Source organism: Streptomyces sp. NPDC047085 (assembly GCF_040643735.1).
In the GTDB taxonomy this organism is placed as follows: Bacteria; Actinomycetota; Actinomycetes; order Streptomycetales; family Streptomycetaceae; genus Streptomyces.
Genome location: NZ_JBEYUW010000005.1, coordinates 179,455 through 193,659, shown reverse-complemented (window position 1 = coordinate 193,659; position 14,205 = coordinate 179,455). Strand labels below are relative to the sequence as shown.

General features: G+C 72.3%; 16 protein-coding genes. 8 read left to right on the top strand and 8 right to left on the bottom strand.

The window, feature by feature from the left end; translation table 11 throughout:
• The first annotated feature begins 70 nt into the window (after positions 1–70).
• The 3 genes from ABZ865_RS19565 to ABZ865_RS19555 are packed head-to-tail and all read left to right on the top strand — an operon-like array spanning position 71 to position 2,455.
• Positions 71–1,231, top strand: a complete 1,161-nt coding sequence (locus ABZ865_RS19565; protein WP_361231591.1) for a lipid-transfer protein — start codon at positions 71–73, stop codon at positions 1,229–1,231.
• A gap of 19 nt (positions 1,232–1,250) precedes the next feature.
• Positions 1,251–1,658, top strand: a complete 408-nt coding sequence (locus ABZ865_RS19560) for an OB-fold domain-containing protein (RefSeq protein ID WP_361231589.1) — start codon at positions 1,251–1,253, stop codon at positions 1,656–1,658.
• Positions 1,659–1,678: 20 nt separating this feature from the next.
• Positions 1,679–2,455 carry an enoyl-CoA hydratase/isomerase family protein gene (locus tag ABZ865_RS19555; protein ID WP_361231587.1) on the top strand — a complete coding sequence of 259 codons (777 nt, stop codon included), beginning with the start codon at positions 1,679–1,681 and terminating at the stop codon, positions 2,453–2,455.
• 4 nt (positions 2,456–2,459) lie between these two features.
• On the opposite strand, the gene ABZ865_RS19550 is transcribed toward ABZ865_RS19555, so the two are convergent.
• The 3 genes from ABZ865_RS19550 to ABZ865_RS19540 all read right to left on the bottom strand — a co-directional run bounded on the left by ABZ865_RS19550 (position 2,460) and on the right by ABZ865_RS19540 (position 6,254).
• Positions 2,460–2,945 (bottom strand): hypothetical protein, encoded by a 486-nt coding sequence (locus tag ABZ865_RS19550; RefSeq protein ID WP_361231585.1) that lies wholly within the window; start codon positions 2,943–2,945, stop codon positions 2,460–2,462.
• A gap of 22 nt (positions 2,946–2,967) precedes the next feature.
• Entirely contained in the window at positions 2,968–5,319 is a 2,352-nt protein-coding gene (locus tag ABZ865_RS19545; RefSeq protein WP_361231583.1) for a serine/threonine-protein kinase, read from the bottom strand.
• Between the two features lie 212 nt (positions 5,320–5,531).
• A complete protein-coding gene (locus tag ABZ865_RS19540; protein ID WP_361231581.1) occupies positions 5,532–6,254 on the bottom strand; it encodes a VOC family protein in 723 nt (240 codons plus the stop codon).
• A 122-nt stretch (positions 6,255–6,376) separates the two neighbouring features.
• On the opposite strand from ABZ865_RS19540, the gene ABZ865_RS19535 reads away from it, so the two are divergent.
• Positions 6,377–7,024, top strand: a complete 648-nt coding sequence (locus tag ABZ865_RS19535) for a TetR family transcriptional regulator (protein ID WP_361231579.1) — start codon at positions 6,377–6,379, stop codon at positions 7,022–7,024.
• Positions 7,025–7,149: 125 nt separating this feature from the next.
• Here ABZ865_RS19535 and ABZ865_RS19530 read toward each other — a convergent pair whose 3' ends face one another.
• On the bottom strand, positions 7,150–7,602 hold the full coding sequence (locus ABZ865_RS19530) for an Lrp/AsnC family transcriptional regulator (RefSeq protein ID WP_361231577.1): 453 nt from the start codon (positions 7,600–7,602) through the stop codon (positions 7,150–7,152).
• 81 nt (positions 7,603–7,683) lie between these two features.
• Here ABZ865_RS19530 and ABZ865_RS19525 point away from each other — a divergent pair, with 81 nt between their 5' ends.
• Entirely contained in the window at positions 7,684–8,304 is a 621-nt protein-coding gene (locus tag ABZ865_RS19525; RefSeq protein ID WP_361231575.1) for a LysE family translocator, read from the top strand.
• 500 nt (positions 8,305–8,804) lie between these two features.
• Here ABZ865_RS19525 and ABZ865_RS19520 read toward each other — a convergent pair whose 3' ends face one another.
• Entirely contained in the window at positions 8,805–9,281 is a 477-nt protein-coding gene (locus ABZ865_RS19520; RefSeq protein ID WP_361231573.1) for a nitroreductase family deazaflavin-dependent oxidoreductase, read from the bottom strand.
• On the bottom strand, positions 9,281–10,663 hold the full coding sequence (locus ABZ865_RS19515; protein ID WP_361231571.1) for an acyl-CoA dehydrogenase family protein: 1,383 nt from the start codon (positions 10,661–10,663) through the stop codon (positions 9,281–9,283). The genes ABZ865_RS19520 and ABZ865_RS19515 overlap by 1 nt, the downstream gene beginning before the upstream one ends.
• A 145-nt stretch (positions 10,664–10,808) precedes the next feature.
• On the opposite strand from ABZ865_RS19515, the gene ABZ865_RS19510 reads away from it, so the two are divergent.
• The 3 genes from ABZ865_RS19510 (at position 10,809) to ABZ865_RS19500 (ending at position 13,172) form a co-directional block, all read left to right on the top strand.
• Positions 10,809–11,987, top strand: coding sequence for an acetyl-CoA acetyltransferase (locus ABZ865_RS19510; RefSeq protein WP_361231569.1), 1,179 nt, complete (start codon positions 10,809–10,811; stop codon positions 11,985–11,987).
• Between the two features lie 83 nt (positions 11,988–12,070).
• On the top strand, positions 12,071–12,496 hold the full coding sequence (locus ABZ865_RS19505; protein ID WP_361231567.1) for a pyridoxamine 5'-phosphate oxidase family protein: 426 nt from the start codon (positions 12,071–12,073) through the stop codon (positions 12,494–12,496).
• A gap of 10 nt (positions 12,497–12,506) precedes the next feature.
• On the top strand, positions 12,507–13,172 hold the full coding sequence (locus tag ABZ865_RS19500) for a pyridoxal 5'-phosphate synthase (protein ID WP_361231564.1): 666 nt from the start codon (positions 12,507–12,509) through the stop codon (positions 13,170–13,172).
• Between the two features lie 15 nt (positions 13,173–13,187).
• On the opposite strand, the gene ABZ865_RS19495 is transcribed toward ABZ865_RS19500, so the two are convergent.
• Positions 13,188–13,583: a Zn-ribbon domain-containing OB-fold protein gene (locus tag ABZ865_RS19495; protein WP_361231562.1), complete on the bottom strand. Its 396-nt coding sequence runs from the start codon at positions 13,581–13,583 to the stop codon at positions 13,188–13,190.
• Positions 13,583–14,032 carry a DoxX family membrane protein gene (locus tag ABZ865_RS19490; RefSeq protein ID WP_361231560.1) on the bottom strand — a complete coding sequence of 150 codons (450 nt, stop codon included), beginning with the start codon at positions 14,030–14,032 and terminating at the stop codon, positions 13,583–13,585. The genes ABZ865_RS19495 and ABZ865_RS19490 overlap by 1 nt, the downstream gene beginning before the upstream one ends.
• Between the last annotated feature and the right edge of the window lie 173 nt (positions 14,033–14,205).

The following is a 14,205-nucleotide window of genomic DNA, read 5'->3' as shown; positions in this document are numbered from 1 at the left end:
ACGGTCTGTCAGATTAGCTGTAACCTGACGGACTGTCAGCAGGGGAAGGGGTGGGTGCAGCATGGCAGCCATGGCAGGGGCAGGAGCAGGGCTGAAGGACGCGACCGCCATCGTCGGCATCGGGCAGACATCGTTCGCCAAGCGCCTCCCGGAGGACGAGAGGACCCTCGCCTGCCGTGCCGTGATCGCCGCGCTGGACGACGCCGGAATCGCGCCCGGTGAGGTCGACGCCCTCGCCTCCTACACCATGGAGGAGACCGACGAGGTCGAGCTGGCCAAGGCGGTCGGGTTCGGGGATCTCACCTTCTTCAGCAAGGTCGGGTATGGAGGCGGGGGCTCCTGTGCCACCGTCGCTCATCTCGCCGCGGCCATCGCCGCCGGGCAGGCCAGTGTCGGGGTCGCCTGGCGGTCGCGGAAGCGGGGCAGCGGGCGCCGGCCATGGACCAACACGGCCGTCCAGCTGCCCACCCCCGCCCAGTGGACCCGGCCCTTCGGGCTCCTCCGCCCCGCCGACGAGATCGCCATGCTGGCGCGCCGGTACATGCACGAGTACGGGGCCACGCGCGACCACCTGTTCAACGTCGCCCTCGCCTGCCGCAACCGGGCCAACCAGAATCCCGCCGCCGTGATGTACGAGCGCCCGCTGACCCGCGAGATGTACATGACCTCCCGGTGGATCAGCGAGCCCCTCTGCCTCTTCGACAACTGTCTGGAGACGGACGGCGCGCTGGCCTGTGTGGTCGTCGGCAAGGAGCGGGCGCGGGACTGCCGGCAGCGGCCCGTGTACGTCCACTCCGCCGCCCAGGGACTGCCCGCCCAGCACCACGGCATGGTCAACTACTGGAACGACGACCCCCTCACCGGCCCGGCCTGGAGCGCCGCCCGGCATCTGTGGAAGCACGCCGACCTCACGCCCGAGGACGTGGACGTGGCGCAGATCTACGACGCGTTCACGCCGCTGATACCCCTCTCCCTGGAGGGGTACGGCTTCTGCGGGAGGGGCGAGGGCGGGGCCTTCACCGAGCAGGGCGCCCTGGAGATCGGGGGGCGGCTGCCGGTCAACACGGGGGGCGGCGGACTCTCCGAGGCGTACGTCCACGGCTTCAACCTCATCAACGAAGGGGTGAAGCAGCTGCGCGGGACCAGCACCGCACAGGTTCCGGGGGCCGCCACCTGTCTGATCACCGCGGGGGAAGGCGTCCCCACCTCCGCCCTTCTGCTGAGGAATTGAGCGAGGAGTTGAGACAGTCGTGCTGAACCCCGTCACCGATGCCGACGGCGCCCCCTTCTGGGAGTACGCCGCCCGTGGCGAGCTGCGCGTCCAGGCCTGCGCCGACTGCGGCGAGCCCCGCTTCCCGCCCCGGCCCTGCTGCCCGCACTGCCAGTCCTTCGGGTGCGAGTGGCGGCCGGTGTCGGGGCGGGGGCGCGTGTGGTCGTACGTCGTGGCGCATCCGCCGCTGCTGCCGGACTACGCGGAGCAGGCCCCGTACAACGTGGTCGTCGTGGAGCTGGAGGACGCGCCCCGGATACGGCTCGTGGGGAATCTGGTGACCCGGGCCGGGGCCCCGCTCAACTCCCTTGATCCGGAGCGGATTCGGATCGGCGGGCGGGTCCAGGCCGTCTTCTCCGACGGGCTTCCGCAGTGGGTGCCGGCGTGAGTGGCAGCGGGAGTGAAGGTGTGAGTGCCGTCCGGCTGGACGTCGACAAGGAGAGCGGTGTCGCCGTCGTCACGCTGGACCGGCCCGAGCGGCTCAATGCCATCGATCTCGGCATGGCCGACGAACTCGCCCAGGTCTGGCGCCGGTTGCGGTTCGACGACTCCGTGCGGGCCGTCGTCCTGACGGGGGCCGGGGAGCGGGCGTTCTGTACGGGGATCGACCGGGACGCCGTCGTGCCGCAACCGTCGTCGCCGTACATGCAGGACGATCCGCTGCTCACCGTCGGACCGAAGGCGAACGACCTGTGGAAGCCGGTCGTGGCCGCCGTGCGCGGCATGGCCTGCGGCGGGGCCTTCTATCTGCTGGGCGAGAGCGAGTTCGTGGTCGCGGACACCACGGCCGCCTTCTTCGATCCGCACACGACGTACGGGATGGTGAGCGCCTACGAGTCCATGCTGATGGCCGCGCGCATGCCGTACGGGGAGGTCGCGCGGATGATGCTCATGGGCGCCGGTGAACGGATCTCCGCTCAGCGGGCCCATGAGATCGGGCTGGTGTCGGAAGTGACCGAGCCGGGCGGGGCGTTGGCGGCGGCGGTGCGGTGTGCCGGTGTCCTCGCCGGGTATCCGGCGGGCGGGGTGCAGGGGACGGTACGGGCGCTGTGGGCGGCCCGGGAGGCGGGCCTGGCGCAGGCGTTCGCGCAGGCGCCGCACCTCATCGCGCTCGGCAGTCTGCCGGCCGAGCGGCAGGCGGAGCTGTTCGAGGGGCGGCGCCGGGGAGGGTTCCGGACGCGGTGAGCCCTCAGCTCACGACGGTGGCGTTCGGCTGGGGCTCGCAGTGGTCGAGGCGGGCGAGGTAGGCCTTGTTGAACGGGATCTTGGCGGTCTGTGTCCCGTTGGCGGGGACGGTGACGTCCACGTCCTCGTAGTCGATGAACTTCGAGCGCCTGTCCTTGTAGTAGACCGTCACCGAGAAGGTGGCGCCGGTGTCGTTGGGGTTGGTGACCTCGACGGTCGCGTACGGCTTCTTCCTGGTCGCGCAGCTCACGAGCTCGACCGTGGCGTCCTCCAGGTAGCCGCTGCTGCCGTTGCCGGTGTCGCCGTTCGAGTCGTCGTACGCGTTGTCGTCCGAGTCGTCGTGATCCTGGTGCGAGCTGCTGCACCCGCCCCCGCTGCTGTGGCTGCTCTTGTGGTGGCCGCGGCTCCGCCCCGACGAGAACCCCGTCAGGGCGAGCACCACGAACATGAGCACGGCCGTGAACCTGAGTGTGCGCCCCCGATGCTGCATGCGATCAGCCTACTGACGGGCGTCAGGCCGTACGTGCCGTCCCCGTCCCCTTCTCCGCGTCCAGGGCGTACACGCAGCGGTCCTTGCTGCACGCGTACACGACCCCGTCCCTGACGACCGGGGAGCCGGTGATCTCGCCGCCCGTGGCCAGCTTCCAGCGGAGTCGGCCGTCGTCGGCCTTCAACGTGTACAGCAGATGGTCGGTGGAGCCGAAGTGGATGCGGCCCTCGGCGACCGAGGGGGCGCCCACGACGTCGCCGCCGGCCTGGAAGCGCCACTTGGGCGTACCGGTGACCGCGTCCAGGGTGTAGAGGCCCTTGCCGCTGCCGACGTGGACGTGCCCGGCGGCGATCAGGACCGGTTCGATGGAGGAGCGGGACTCGGTGGCGATGCGCCAGCGGTCGCGGCCGTCGGTGGCGTCGAGGGCGTAGACCGTGCCGAGGTAGTCGGCGAGGTAGATGCCGCCGCCGGTGACCGCCGGGCCGGGGGCGAAGGCGGGCGGGCAGAGGAAGACCGCGGGGGCCTCGAAGTGCCAGCGCACCATGCCGCTGGCCACGTCGACGGCGAGGACGCGGGTGCCCGCGGAGATGTAGACGTAGCCGTCGGGGGCCGGGGTGAGGCGGACCGGGACGCCGCCGCAGGAGGCCGCGTCGCCGATGGGGTACGACCAGCGCTCCTCGCCGGTGCGGGCCTCCAGGGCGCGCAGCCGGGCGTCCTGCCAGACGTAGACCGTGCCGTCGTGCACGAGGGGGCCGGCCTCGGGGGACTCGAAGTCGGTCTGGCAGCCGGAGATCTCCCACAGCTTCTGGCCGTTGGCCGCCTCCCAGGCCTGGACGCCGCCGCCGCGGGTGCCGGTGACGACGGTGCCGTGGTCGGCCTTGAGGGAGTAGACCCAGGCGTCCGTGGACAGCCGCCACAGGTCGCCGCCCTCGCGGGCGTCCAGGGCGAAGAGGGTGGGGCCGTCGGAGGCGTGGATCCGGCCGTCGGCCACCGCCATGGACCAGGCGACGTCGCGGGTCTTGAAGCGGCGGCGGCCGGTGGCCACGTCCAGGGCGTGCACCTCGAAGGAGGTGACGTAGACGAGGTCGCCGTCGACCGAGGGCGTCCCCCAGACGTCGTTGGACATGCGGAAGCGCCAGGGGCGCCAGCCGGCGGGCTCCGCGGGCGCGGCCGGGGCGGCCGGTACGGCAGGGCCCACGGCGGGGTCGGTGCCGTTGACGCCGGGGCGCGGGCGGGACCAGTTGGCGACCAGCCCGGCCTCGGGCGGGGGCGCCTTGACGGCGGCCGCGCGGGCGTCGGCGACGCGCGGGCCGGGGCCGATGGGCACCTGGGCGCCGGCCAGCTGGACCGGGCCGGTGTCGGGGGCGCCCGCCGCGCCGACGGCCACGGGGGCGGGGTCGTAGGACGGCGGCGGGGGCACGGCGGCGCGGCCGCCGCTACGGGGGCCGGGGGCGGTGGGGGCCGGCTTGGCGGGCGGGCGGCCGCCGCGGCGGGACTCGATGAGGCCGACGGCCTTCTCGGGCAGCCAGGCGGAGGCGGTGCCGCTGTCGTCGGAGCCGGAACCGAAGAGGTGGGGGGCGAGCTGGGCCTGGAGGTCGGCGGGGCTGGGCCGGCCGACGGCCTCCATCTGCATGCAGGCCTCGATCAGCGGGCGCAGCTCGTCCGGCAGGCCGGTGAGGTCCGGGCCCTCGCGCAGCAGCATGAAGACCGTCTCGACCGGGTTGGCGCCGTGGAAGGGCGGGTGGCCGGTGGCGGCGAAGACCAGGGTGGAACCGAGCGAGAAGACGTCGCTGGCGCCGGTGACGCTGCGGGAGTCCTTGGCCTGCTCGGGGGACATGTAGGCGGGGGTGCCGACGGCGACGTTCGTCATCGTCAAACGGGTGTTCGAAACGCCGGAGGCGATGCCGAAGTCGATCACCCGGGGGCCGTCCTCGACCACCAGGACGTTGGAGGGCTTCAGGTCGCGGTGGACCAGCCCGGCGCCGTGGATGGACTGGAGGGCCTCGGCGACGCCCGCCGCGAGCCAGCGCACGGCCTGGGCCGGGAGCGGCCCGCACTCGTTCACTATCTCTTCGAGGGAGGGCGCGGGGACGTACGCGGTGGCCAGCCAGGGCACGGCGGCGCGCGGGTCGGCGTCGACCACGGCGGCCGTGTAGAAGCCGGAGACCGCGCGGGCCGCCTCCACCTCGCGGGTGAAGCGGACGCGGAAGAGCTGGTCCTCGGCCAGCTCGGTGCGGACCGTCTTGATCGCCACGCGCCGGCCGGACGCCGAGCGCGCGAGATAGACCAGCCCCATGCCGCCGGCCCCCAGCCGGCCGAGCACCTCGAACGGCCCGATCCGCCGCGGATCGTGCTGCGTCAGCTGATCCACCACTTGCCTGCCACCTCCCCGTACGAGCCGCGTCACCCACATATGTACGCGGCCGAAGTGCAGCGTCTCACCACCGCACCGCCATGGCGGCACGCACCCCGATTCTTCCTGGCCGGGCGGCCGGTTGCGAACCCGGTGATGAATCGGGGTGTCTCATGCCGAATACGGTCATTTCACCGCCGCAGCGGCATGCCTCACAGCTGCGGCAGCATGCCTCACCGCTGCAGCAGTGCGAACGACGCCCCCTGATTGTCGGTGACGACGGCCACTCTCCCGTACGACGTCTCGAAGGGCGGCGCCTGGATCCGCCCGCCGAGCCGCTGCACGGCCCCGAGGGCGTCGTCCAGGTCCGCGACCCGGAAGTGGGTGAGGAAGTGCGGGGGCATCTCGGCCGGGAAGACCTCGGAGACCTCCGCGCGGCCGAAGTCGGGCTCGGTGTCCGTGCCGAACAGGGCGTCGTGGAAGAGACCGCCGTAGAAGGCGTTGGCGGCGGCGGTGTCCCGGGTGTACAGCTCGGCCCAGACGAAGGTGCCCGGCACGTGCCGCCGCCCGAAGCCCTGGTGGCTGCCCGGCTGCCACAGGCCGAACACCGCTCCCCCGGGGTCGGCGGCGAGGGCGGCGGTGCCCAGGTCCTCCACCGGCGTGGGCGCCATCACGACCTGTCCGCCGGCCGCCGTGATCCGCCGAGTGAGCGCCTCGGCGTCCGGGGTGGCGAAGTACACCGTCCAGACCGTGGGCAGCCGCCCGTCCGCCTTCTGGGCCAGCGTGGCGACGGGCTCACCGCCCAGCCGCGCCAGCACGGTGGAGCCGAACAGGGCCTCGAAGGTCCACCCGAAGAGCTCACCGTAGAACCGCTTGCCCGCCTCGACGTCGGACAGCTGGGCGTCCACCCAGCACGGGACGCCCTCTCCGTACACCGATGCCCTGTTTTCGGCCATGCCGCCAAAGTAACCGGGTCGCGCGCAGCCCGCAGACCAGCCACACCATCCCCGATACACCCGTGCACCCCATTTGCAGTCGGCCGAATCGCGCTCCGATCACCCCTCGGTAAGCTGACGGCATGACAGGACAAGTGCGTACCGTCGACGGCCGCGTGGCCGGCCGGCGTGGGCAGGCGACCCGGCAGAAGCTGCTCGACTGCCTCAGCGAGATGCTCAGCTCCTCCCCCTACCGGGACGTCAAGGTCATCGATGTCGCCCGGAAGGCGGGCACTTCGCCCGCGACCTTCTACCAGTACTTCCCGGACGTCGAAGGTGCCGTCCTGGAGATCGCCGAGCAAATGGCCGCCGAGGGCGCCGGATTGACCGAGCTGCTCGAAGGGCGCAGTTGGGCCGGCAAGTCGGGGTGGGTCACCGCGCAGGAACTCGTGGACGGATTCCTGGAGTTCTGGCGGAAGCACGACGCGATCCTGCGTGTGGTCGACCTCGGCGCCGCGGAGGGGGACAAACGGTTCTACAAGATCCGCATGAAGATCCTGAACTCGGTGAACAACTCCTTGTCGGACTCCATCGCCGAGTTGCAGGCCAAGGGCCGGGTCGACAAGGACGTGAACCCGGCGGCCATCGCGGGTTCGCTGGTCGCGATGCTCGCGGCGGTGGCCGGGCACCAGAAGGGTTTCCAGACCTGGGGTGTCAAGCAGGCCGAGCTCAAGCCGAATCTGGCGCTGTTGGTGCACCTGGGTGTGACCGGCAAGAAGCCGACGAAGTAGCGCACGGCTTCCTTCTCTTTTTCCCAGGCCCCCAAGTCCTGTCTGGCAGGCGGTGGTTCATCCGTCGGTGAACCACCGCCTGCGTGCTGTACGGGCCTTTTCGGGCTCGCGCGGGCAACGCCGGCCTACGCGGGCAACGGCCGGTCCTTCACCACGTGCTTCATCACCAGCGTCGAGGTCAGGCGCTGCACTCCCGGCAGGGTCGCGAGCCGGTCGTCGTACAGCCGCTGGAAGGCGGCGAGGTCGGCGGTGGCCACGCGCAGCAGATAGTCGGGCTCGCCGAACAGACGTTGGGCGTCGAGGACGTGGTCCAGCTCGCCGACCGCCCGCTCGAACTCGGCGACCGTCTCCCGGTCCTCCTGCCGCATGGACACGAAGACCAGCGCCTCGAAGGTCAGCCCGAGCGCGGCCGCGTCCACCACCGCCCGGTAGCCCTGGATGGCACCGGAGCGCTCCAGCTCGCGCAGCCGCCGGTGGCAGGGCGAGACGCTGAGGCGCACCCGGGCGGCCAGCTCGGTCACGGTCAGCCGCCCGTCCTGCTGCAGCTCGGCAAGAATTTTCCGGTCCACGTCGTCCATGAGGAAATTCTTGCCCAGAACCGTCCGTCGCGGGCAAACTTCGGGAACACTTTCGGGCCATTCACGCCTAATGTCCCCAGCATGGACTCGGGACTGCTCTTCTCCTTCCTCGCCGTCGACCTGCTACTGGTGTGTGTGCCGGGCGCCGACTGGGCGTACGTCATCGCGACCGCCCTGCGCGGCCGCTCCGTGATGCGCGCGGTGGCGGGCCTGGTCTCGGGGTACGCCCTGCACACGGTCCTGGCGACGGCGGGCCTGGCGGTACTGGTGGTGGGCTCACCGAAGCTGCTGACGGCGCTGACGGTGGCCGGTGCGGGGTACCTGCTGTGGCTGGGGTGGGGCGTGCTGCGCAGTCCGGCGGTGCCGGGTGCGGCGGAGGAGACGCCCGGGGTGGACGGGCGCGCTTTCCTGCGCGGCGCCACGATCAGTGGGCTGAACCCCAAGGGCCTGTTGCTCTACCTCTCGGTGCTGCCTCAGTTCCTCACCCTGCGGGGCGCGCATCTGCCCGTGCCCGTCCAGACGGCGGCCCTGGGCCTGCTCCACATGGCCTGCTGCGCGGCCGTCTACCTCACCGTCGGCATCCTGGCCCGTGCCCTGCTGTCCGCGAGGCCTGCGGCGGCCCGGGCGGTGACGCGTACGTCGGGGGCGGCGATGCTGGGAATCGGGGCGTTCTTGCTGGTGGAGCGGCTGGCGACGGTGTAGCTCCGCGGGGCCGGGGGTTGGGGGCCGTTGTTTGCCTGCGGGCCCGTCGTGGCTGGTCGCGCAGTTCCCCGCGCCCCTGGGGTGCTGCAGTGCTGCCCGCTACATAGCCGCCGCAGCTGCGCTGGGGGCCGTTGTTTGCCTGCGGGGGCGTGGTGGCTGGGCGCGCAGTTCCCCGCGCCCCTAGGGTGCTGCAGTTCGGCCCGCTACATAGCCGCCGTAGCTGCGCTGGGGGCCGTCGGTCGTCTGCGGCGCCTGGTGGCTGGGCGTGCAGTTCCCCGCGCCCCTAGGGTGCTGCAGTCCGGCTCGCTGCATAGCCGCCGTAGCTGCGCTGGGGGGTCGGCGGTCGTCTGCGGGGCCGTGGTGGCTGGTCGCGCAGTTCCTCGCGCCCCTTAGGGGGCTGCAGTGCTGTCGGCCGTCGTATCGCGCGTAGCTGCGGGCAGTCGTGCCGCTGGGGCGGCACGGGTGGGCGCAGCGGCACCCTGCCGGCCCCCGGCCCACGGCTACCGGCGCGTGAGGCGGAAGAGGCGGATCTCGCGGGTCACGCGGGCCTGGTACGTGGCGTACGGCGGCCAGAAGGCCAGGAGTGCCTTCCAGGTGGCGGCGCGCTCCTCCCCCGTGAGCAGCCGGGCCGTGACCGGGATGTCCTGGCCTTTCCAGCTGATCGAGGCGTCGGGGTGGGCGAGGAGGTTGTGGGTCCAGGCGGGGTGGCCGGTCCGGCCGAAGTTGGAGCCGACGAGGATCCACCCGTGGCCGTCCTCCTCCGGCATGCAGGCGAGCGGGGTCCGGCGGGGCAGCCCGCTCTTCGCTCCCGTCGAGGTGAGGATCACCCCGGGCAGCATCTGGGTGCTGAGCAGATACCGGCCCCGGGTGAGCCGGTGCACCGCCCGGTCGAGCGCGGGGACCACGTGCGGGGCGATCTTGGCAAAGCCCCGGGTGGAGGAGACCTTCTGCACGAGCCGTACGCCGGCGGAGGCCATCAGACCGCCACCTCCCCGCGTGCGAACAGCCCGGCCAGCTCGGCAGCCCGGTCCCGCAGCCGGTGCACCGGCCCGAACAGCAGCTCGTCCCCGGCCGCCCGCTTGAAGTACAGGTGGGCCTCGTGCTCCCAGGTGAACCCGATCCCGCCGTGCAACTGGATCGCCTCCCCGGCCGCGAGCCGCAACGCCTCCAGCGCCTGCGCCAGCGCCAGCCCGCCGACCCGCTCTCCTCGCGACCCGGCTTGTGCCGGCGGCGGCGCAGCGGGGTGCGGCCCGTCGGACGCCGACGGTGAGGACGTCCCACGGGGGCCACCCGCACTCGGCGACGAGAACCGCACGGGTGGTGCGGGTGGGAACGAGACCGCCGAAGGCGAAGCCGAGGCGGCCGCGGACGCAGACACAGACGCGATCGGCGCCTCCACCCCCGTCCCCGCCGCCCACGCCGCGTAGTACGCCGCCGAACGAGCCGCCTGCACCGCCACGTACACGTCCGCGAGCCGGTGCTTCACGGCCTGGAAGGAGCCGATGGGGCGCCCGAACTGCTCCCGCTGCCCGACGTACTCCACCGTCCGCTCCAGCACCCGCTCGGCGGCGCCCACGGCCTCCGCCGCGAGCACGGCGGCGACGGTGTCGCCGAGCGCGGAGAGCACGGACAGCACGTCGTCCTCCTCGCCGGAGCCCAGCAACTCCGCCCGCACGTCCCGCAGTTGGACGCGCCCCTGCGGACGGGTGGCGTCGAGGGCGGTGCGCCGGGCTCGTACGACCCCCACCGCGTCCCCCGCCACCAGGAACAGCAGGATCCGGGACCGCGCGAACCCGCCCGTGTGCGCGGCGACGACGAGCAGCCCGGCGCTGTGCCCGTCCAGCACCTGGTCGACCTGCCCGTACAGCCGCCACCCCTCCGGCGTGTGCCGGGCCTGCACGCCCCCCGCCCGGCCCCCGCCGGCCCATTCTCCGCCGTTGCCGCAGGTCAGCGCGAGGGCGGTGGAGAGGGCCGGGCCGGGGACGGCGAGGGCGGCGGTGAGCCGGCCGGTGGCCAGCCGGGGCAGCAGGTCGGCGCGCTGAGCCTCGGTGCCGAGGGCGAGGATCAGCGGCGCCGCGAGGACGGAGGTGGCCGTCAGCGGGGACGGACACAGCGCCCGCCCCACCTCCTCGCAGGCGAGGGCGAGTTCGGTGACCGAGCAGCCGGCGCCGCCGTACTCCTCGGGCAACGCGAGCCCCGGCAGGCCGAGCCGCCCGGCGAGGGCGGACCACAGCGCGGGGTCGTACCCGGCCGGGGTGTCGGCGGCGGCCCGCAACTCCTCGGCGCCGCAGCGTTTGCCCAGCAGCTCGCGCAGGGTGCGGCGGATCCCCTCCTGCTCGGCGGTCAGGCGCGTATCCATGGCTCATCCCTCCGACACCCCAGATCTGACGGGCCGTCATGTTAGGCCGGAAGGGAAGCGAAACCCAGAGGCGTGAAGCCCGTAGGTCCACGCGATGGTCCACGCGAGCACGACGCCCACCCATATCTGATGTACCGTCAGATACATGACGACGACCCCAGGGACCCGGAAAGTCGCCGTGGTAGGGGTGGCCCTCTCCGACTGTGGTCGGGTGGAGGGGGCGACCCCGTACGCCCTGCACGCCCAGGCGGCCCGTCGTGCCCTCACCGACGCGGGGCTGGACCGCGGTCTGGTGGACGGCTTCGCCTCGGCGGGGCTCGGCACGCTGGCCCCGGTGGAGGTGGCCGAGTACCTGGGCCTGCGGCCCACCTGGGTGGACTCCACCTCCGTCGGCGGCTCCACCTGGGAGGTGATGGCGGCCCACGCGGCGGACGCGATAGCGGCGGGCCACGCGAACGCCGTCCTGCTGGTCTACGGCTCGACGGCCCGCGCGGACATCAAGGCGGGGCGCAGGACGGGGAATCTCGACTTCGGCGCGCGAGGGCCGCTCCAGTTCGAGGTCCCGTACGGCCATACGCTGATCGCCAAGTACGCGATGGCGGCCCGCCGCCACATGATCGAACACAGCACGTCCATCGAGCAGTTGGCCGAGGTCACGGTCCAGGCACGGGCCAACGCGGCGCTGAACCCGGAGGCGATGTTCCGCGATCCCGTCACGGTCGACGACGTCCTGTCCGGCCCGATGATCGCGGACCCCTTCACCAAGCTGCACTGCTGCATCCGATCGGACGGCGGCGCGGCGGTGCTGCTGGCGGCCGAGGAGTACGTGCGGGACTGCCGTACCGCACCCGTCTGGATCCTCGGCACCGGCGAGCACGTCTCCCACGCGGCGATGTCCGAGTGGCCGGACTTCACGGTCTCCCCGGCGGCGGTCAGCGGCAGGCTCGCCTTCGAACGGGCCGGGGTGCGCCCGGCGGAGATCGACTTCGCGGAGATCTACGACGCCTTCACCTACATGACCCTGGTGACCCTGGAGGACCTGGGCTTCTGCGCCAAGGGCGAGGGCGGCGCGTTCGTGGAGAAGGGCCGGCTGCTGGTGCGGGGCGGGGAGCTGCCGGTGAACACGGACGGCGGCGGTCTGTCGGCGCAGCATCCCGGGATGCGGGGGTTGTTCCTGCTGGTGGAGGCGGTACGGCAACTGCGCGGGGAGGGTGGGGAGCGGCAGGTGCGGAAGGGGGACGGGGAGGTGCCGCGCCTCGGTGTGGTGTCCGGGACGGGGGGCTGGTTCTGCTCGTCCGGGACGGTGGTGCTCGGCCGGAACTGATCAGCCGGAGGAGCGCGCGGGAAGACGGTTCGTGACGGCCGGTGTTGTCGCCGGCGAGGGACGAGCCGCAGGAGGAGACCGAGATGGCGTTGACCCGCGCAGAGCGAGAGGCGTTCCTGGCCGAGGCGCACGTCGCCGCGCTGGCGGTGGTCTCGGGCCCGGGGCGGGCACCCCTGACCGTGCCGATCTGGTACTGGTACGAGCCCGGCGGGGACGTTTGGATCATGACGGGCCTGGAGTCCCGTAAGCACGGCCTGATCAGGGAGGCGGGCCGGTTCACCCTGATGGTCGACCGGCTGGAGCCGACGGTGAGGTACGTGTCGGTGGAGGGCCCGGTGGTCCGGACGACACCGGCTACGGTCGAACAGCTGCGGCAGCTCTCGGCGCGCTACCTGCCGGCCGAGAAGGTGGACGGCTACGTCGACTTCGCCTGGAAGAACCACGGGGAGCAGGTGGTGATCCACATGCGTCCGGAGCGGTGGGTGTCGTCGGATCTGGGCCAGGTGTGAGCATGAGGGAATGGGAACTGATCTCCACGAACTGCTGAGGTCGCTGCGGGTGTGGGACGCGGGGACGACGACGCTGCCTCCCTTCGATCCGGACACCGCGCCGCCGACGCCCCTGCTCCTGTTCGAGAACTGGTTCGCGGAGGCGGTGGAGGCGGGACAGCCCGAGCCGCACACGATGTCGCTCGCGACGGCCGACGCGCAGGGGAACCCTGACGTGCGGATCGTGATGCTGCACGGCGCCGACGCCGACGGCTGGTCCTTCGCCAGCCACGCCACCAGCCGCAAGGGCCGCGCCCTGGCCGCCCATCCGTACGCGGCCCTCGCGTTCTACTGGCCGGTGCTGGGCCGCCAGGTCCGGCTGCGCGGCCCGGTGACGTCGGCGCCCTCGAGGGAGAGCCAGGCGGATCTGCACGCCCGCTCGACCGGTGCCCTGGCGGCGGCCCTCACCGGCCGGCAGAGCGAGGACCTGTCCTCCCTGGAGGACCTCCGCCAGGCCTCGGAGGCCGCCTGGAAGCGGGCCCGGCAGCACCCGACCGAGCCCTCCTCGACCTGGACCCTGTACCGGCTGCACCCCGACACGGTGGAGTTCTTCCAGGGCGACGCCGAACGCCGGCACGTACGGCTGGAGTACCGCAGCACGGAATTCGGCTGGACCCGAACCCTGCTGTGGCCGTGAGGACCATGGTTCCGTTCAGCCCAAGGGCCTGAACACCGGTTTCCCCTCACGGAACGTGACACGCAACGGCATCCCGGCGACCACGTCTTCCCCCGCGCACTCCACCAGCTCGGTCATCATGCGGGGGCCCTCCGTGAGGTCGGCCACGGCGGCGATGTAGGGGGTGCGGTCGGTGAAGGGCGGGAGGTCGTTGCGGTGGACCGTGGACCAGGTGTAGAGGGTCGCCCGGCCGCTCGCCTCCTCCCAGACGACCCGCTCGCTCCAGCAGTGGGGGCAGAACTCGCGGGGGTAGTGGTGGGCCCGGCCGCAGCTCCCGCAACGGCGGATCAGCAGCCGGCCCTCGGCGGCCGCGTCCCAGTAGGGGCGGGTGAAGGCATCGATCTCCGGAAGGTCGTAGCGTGCTCCGCCCATCAGAACCACCCCAGCGCCGCGTCCACCGACCACGTCTGCCACGCCATTCCGAAGAACCCGACCGCCGAGATCAGCGCCATCATCGAGTTCTGGCCCTGTTCCGCCCAGTCGTGGATCATCAGGACGAAGTAGATCGCGTTCAGGAGCAGGCCGCCCACCAGGGCGACCGGGGTGAGGAAGCCCAGGATCAGGCCGAGCCCGAGGGCCAGTTCGGCGTACGCGACCACGTACGCCATCAGCTTCGGCCTCGGCTTCACCACCACCTCGAAGCCCACCCGCACCGGGGCCCAGCGGTGTTCCTCGGCCACGCCCGCCGCCCAGGCGATGCCCGCCCCGCGTTCGAACCAGGCCTTCTTGTCCTTGTGCCGCCAGCTCTCCAGCCACCACAGGCCGAGGCCTATGCGCAGCACCGCGAGCCACTCCGCGCCATCGAGCCAGATCGCATCCATGGATCTGACGGTACGTCAGATAGTCGGGAATGCCGAGGGGTACGGCATCGGTCCGTCACGTCCGCGACCCGCACCGCACATCCGCGCTCCCCACCGCACCCGTCCCGCCCACTCCCTCCACAGCCGTGATCAATCCGCAACCAATTCCGGTCTTGACCGAGACCCATCAACCT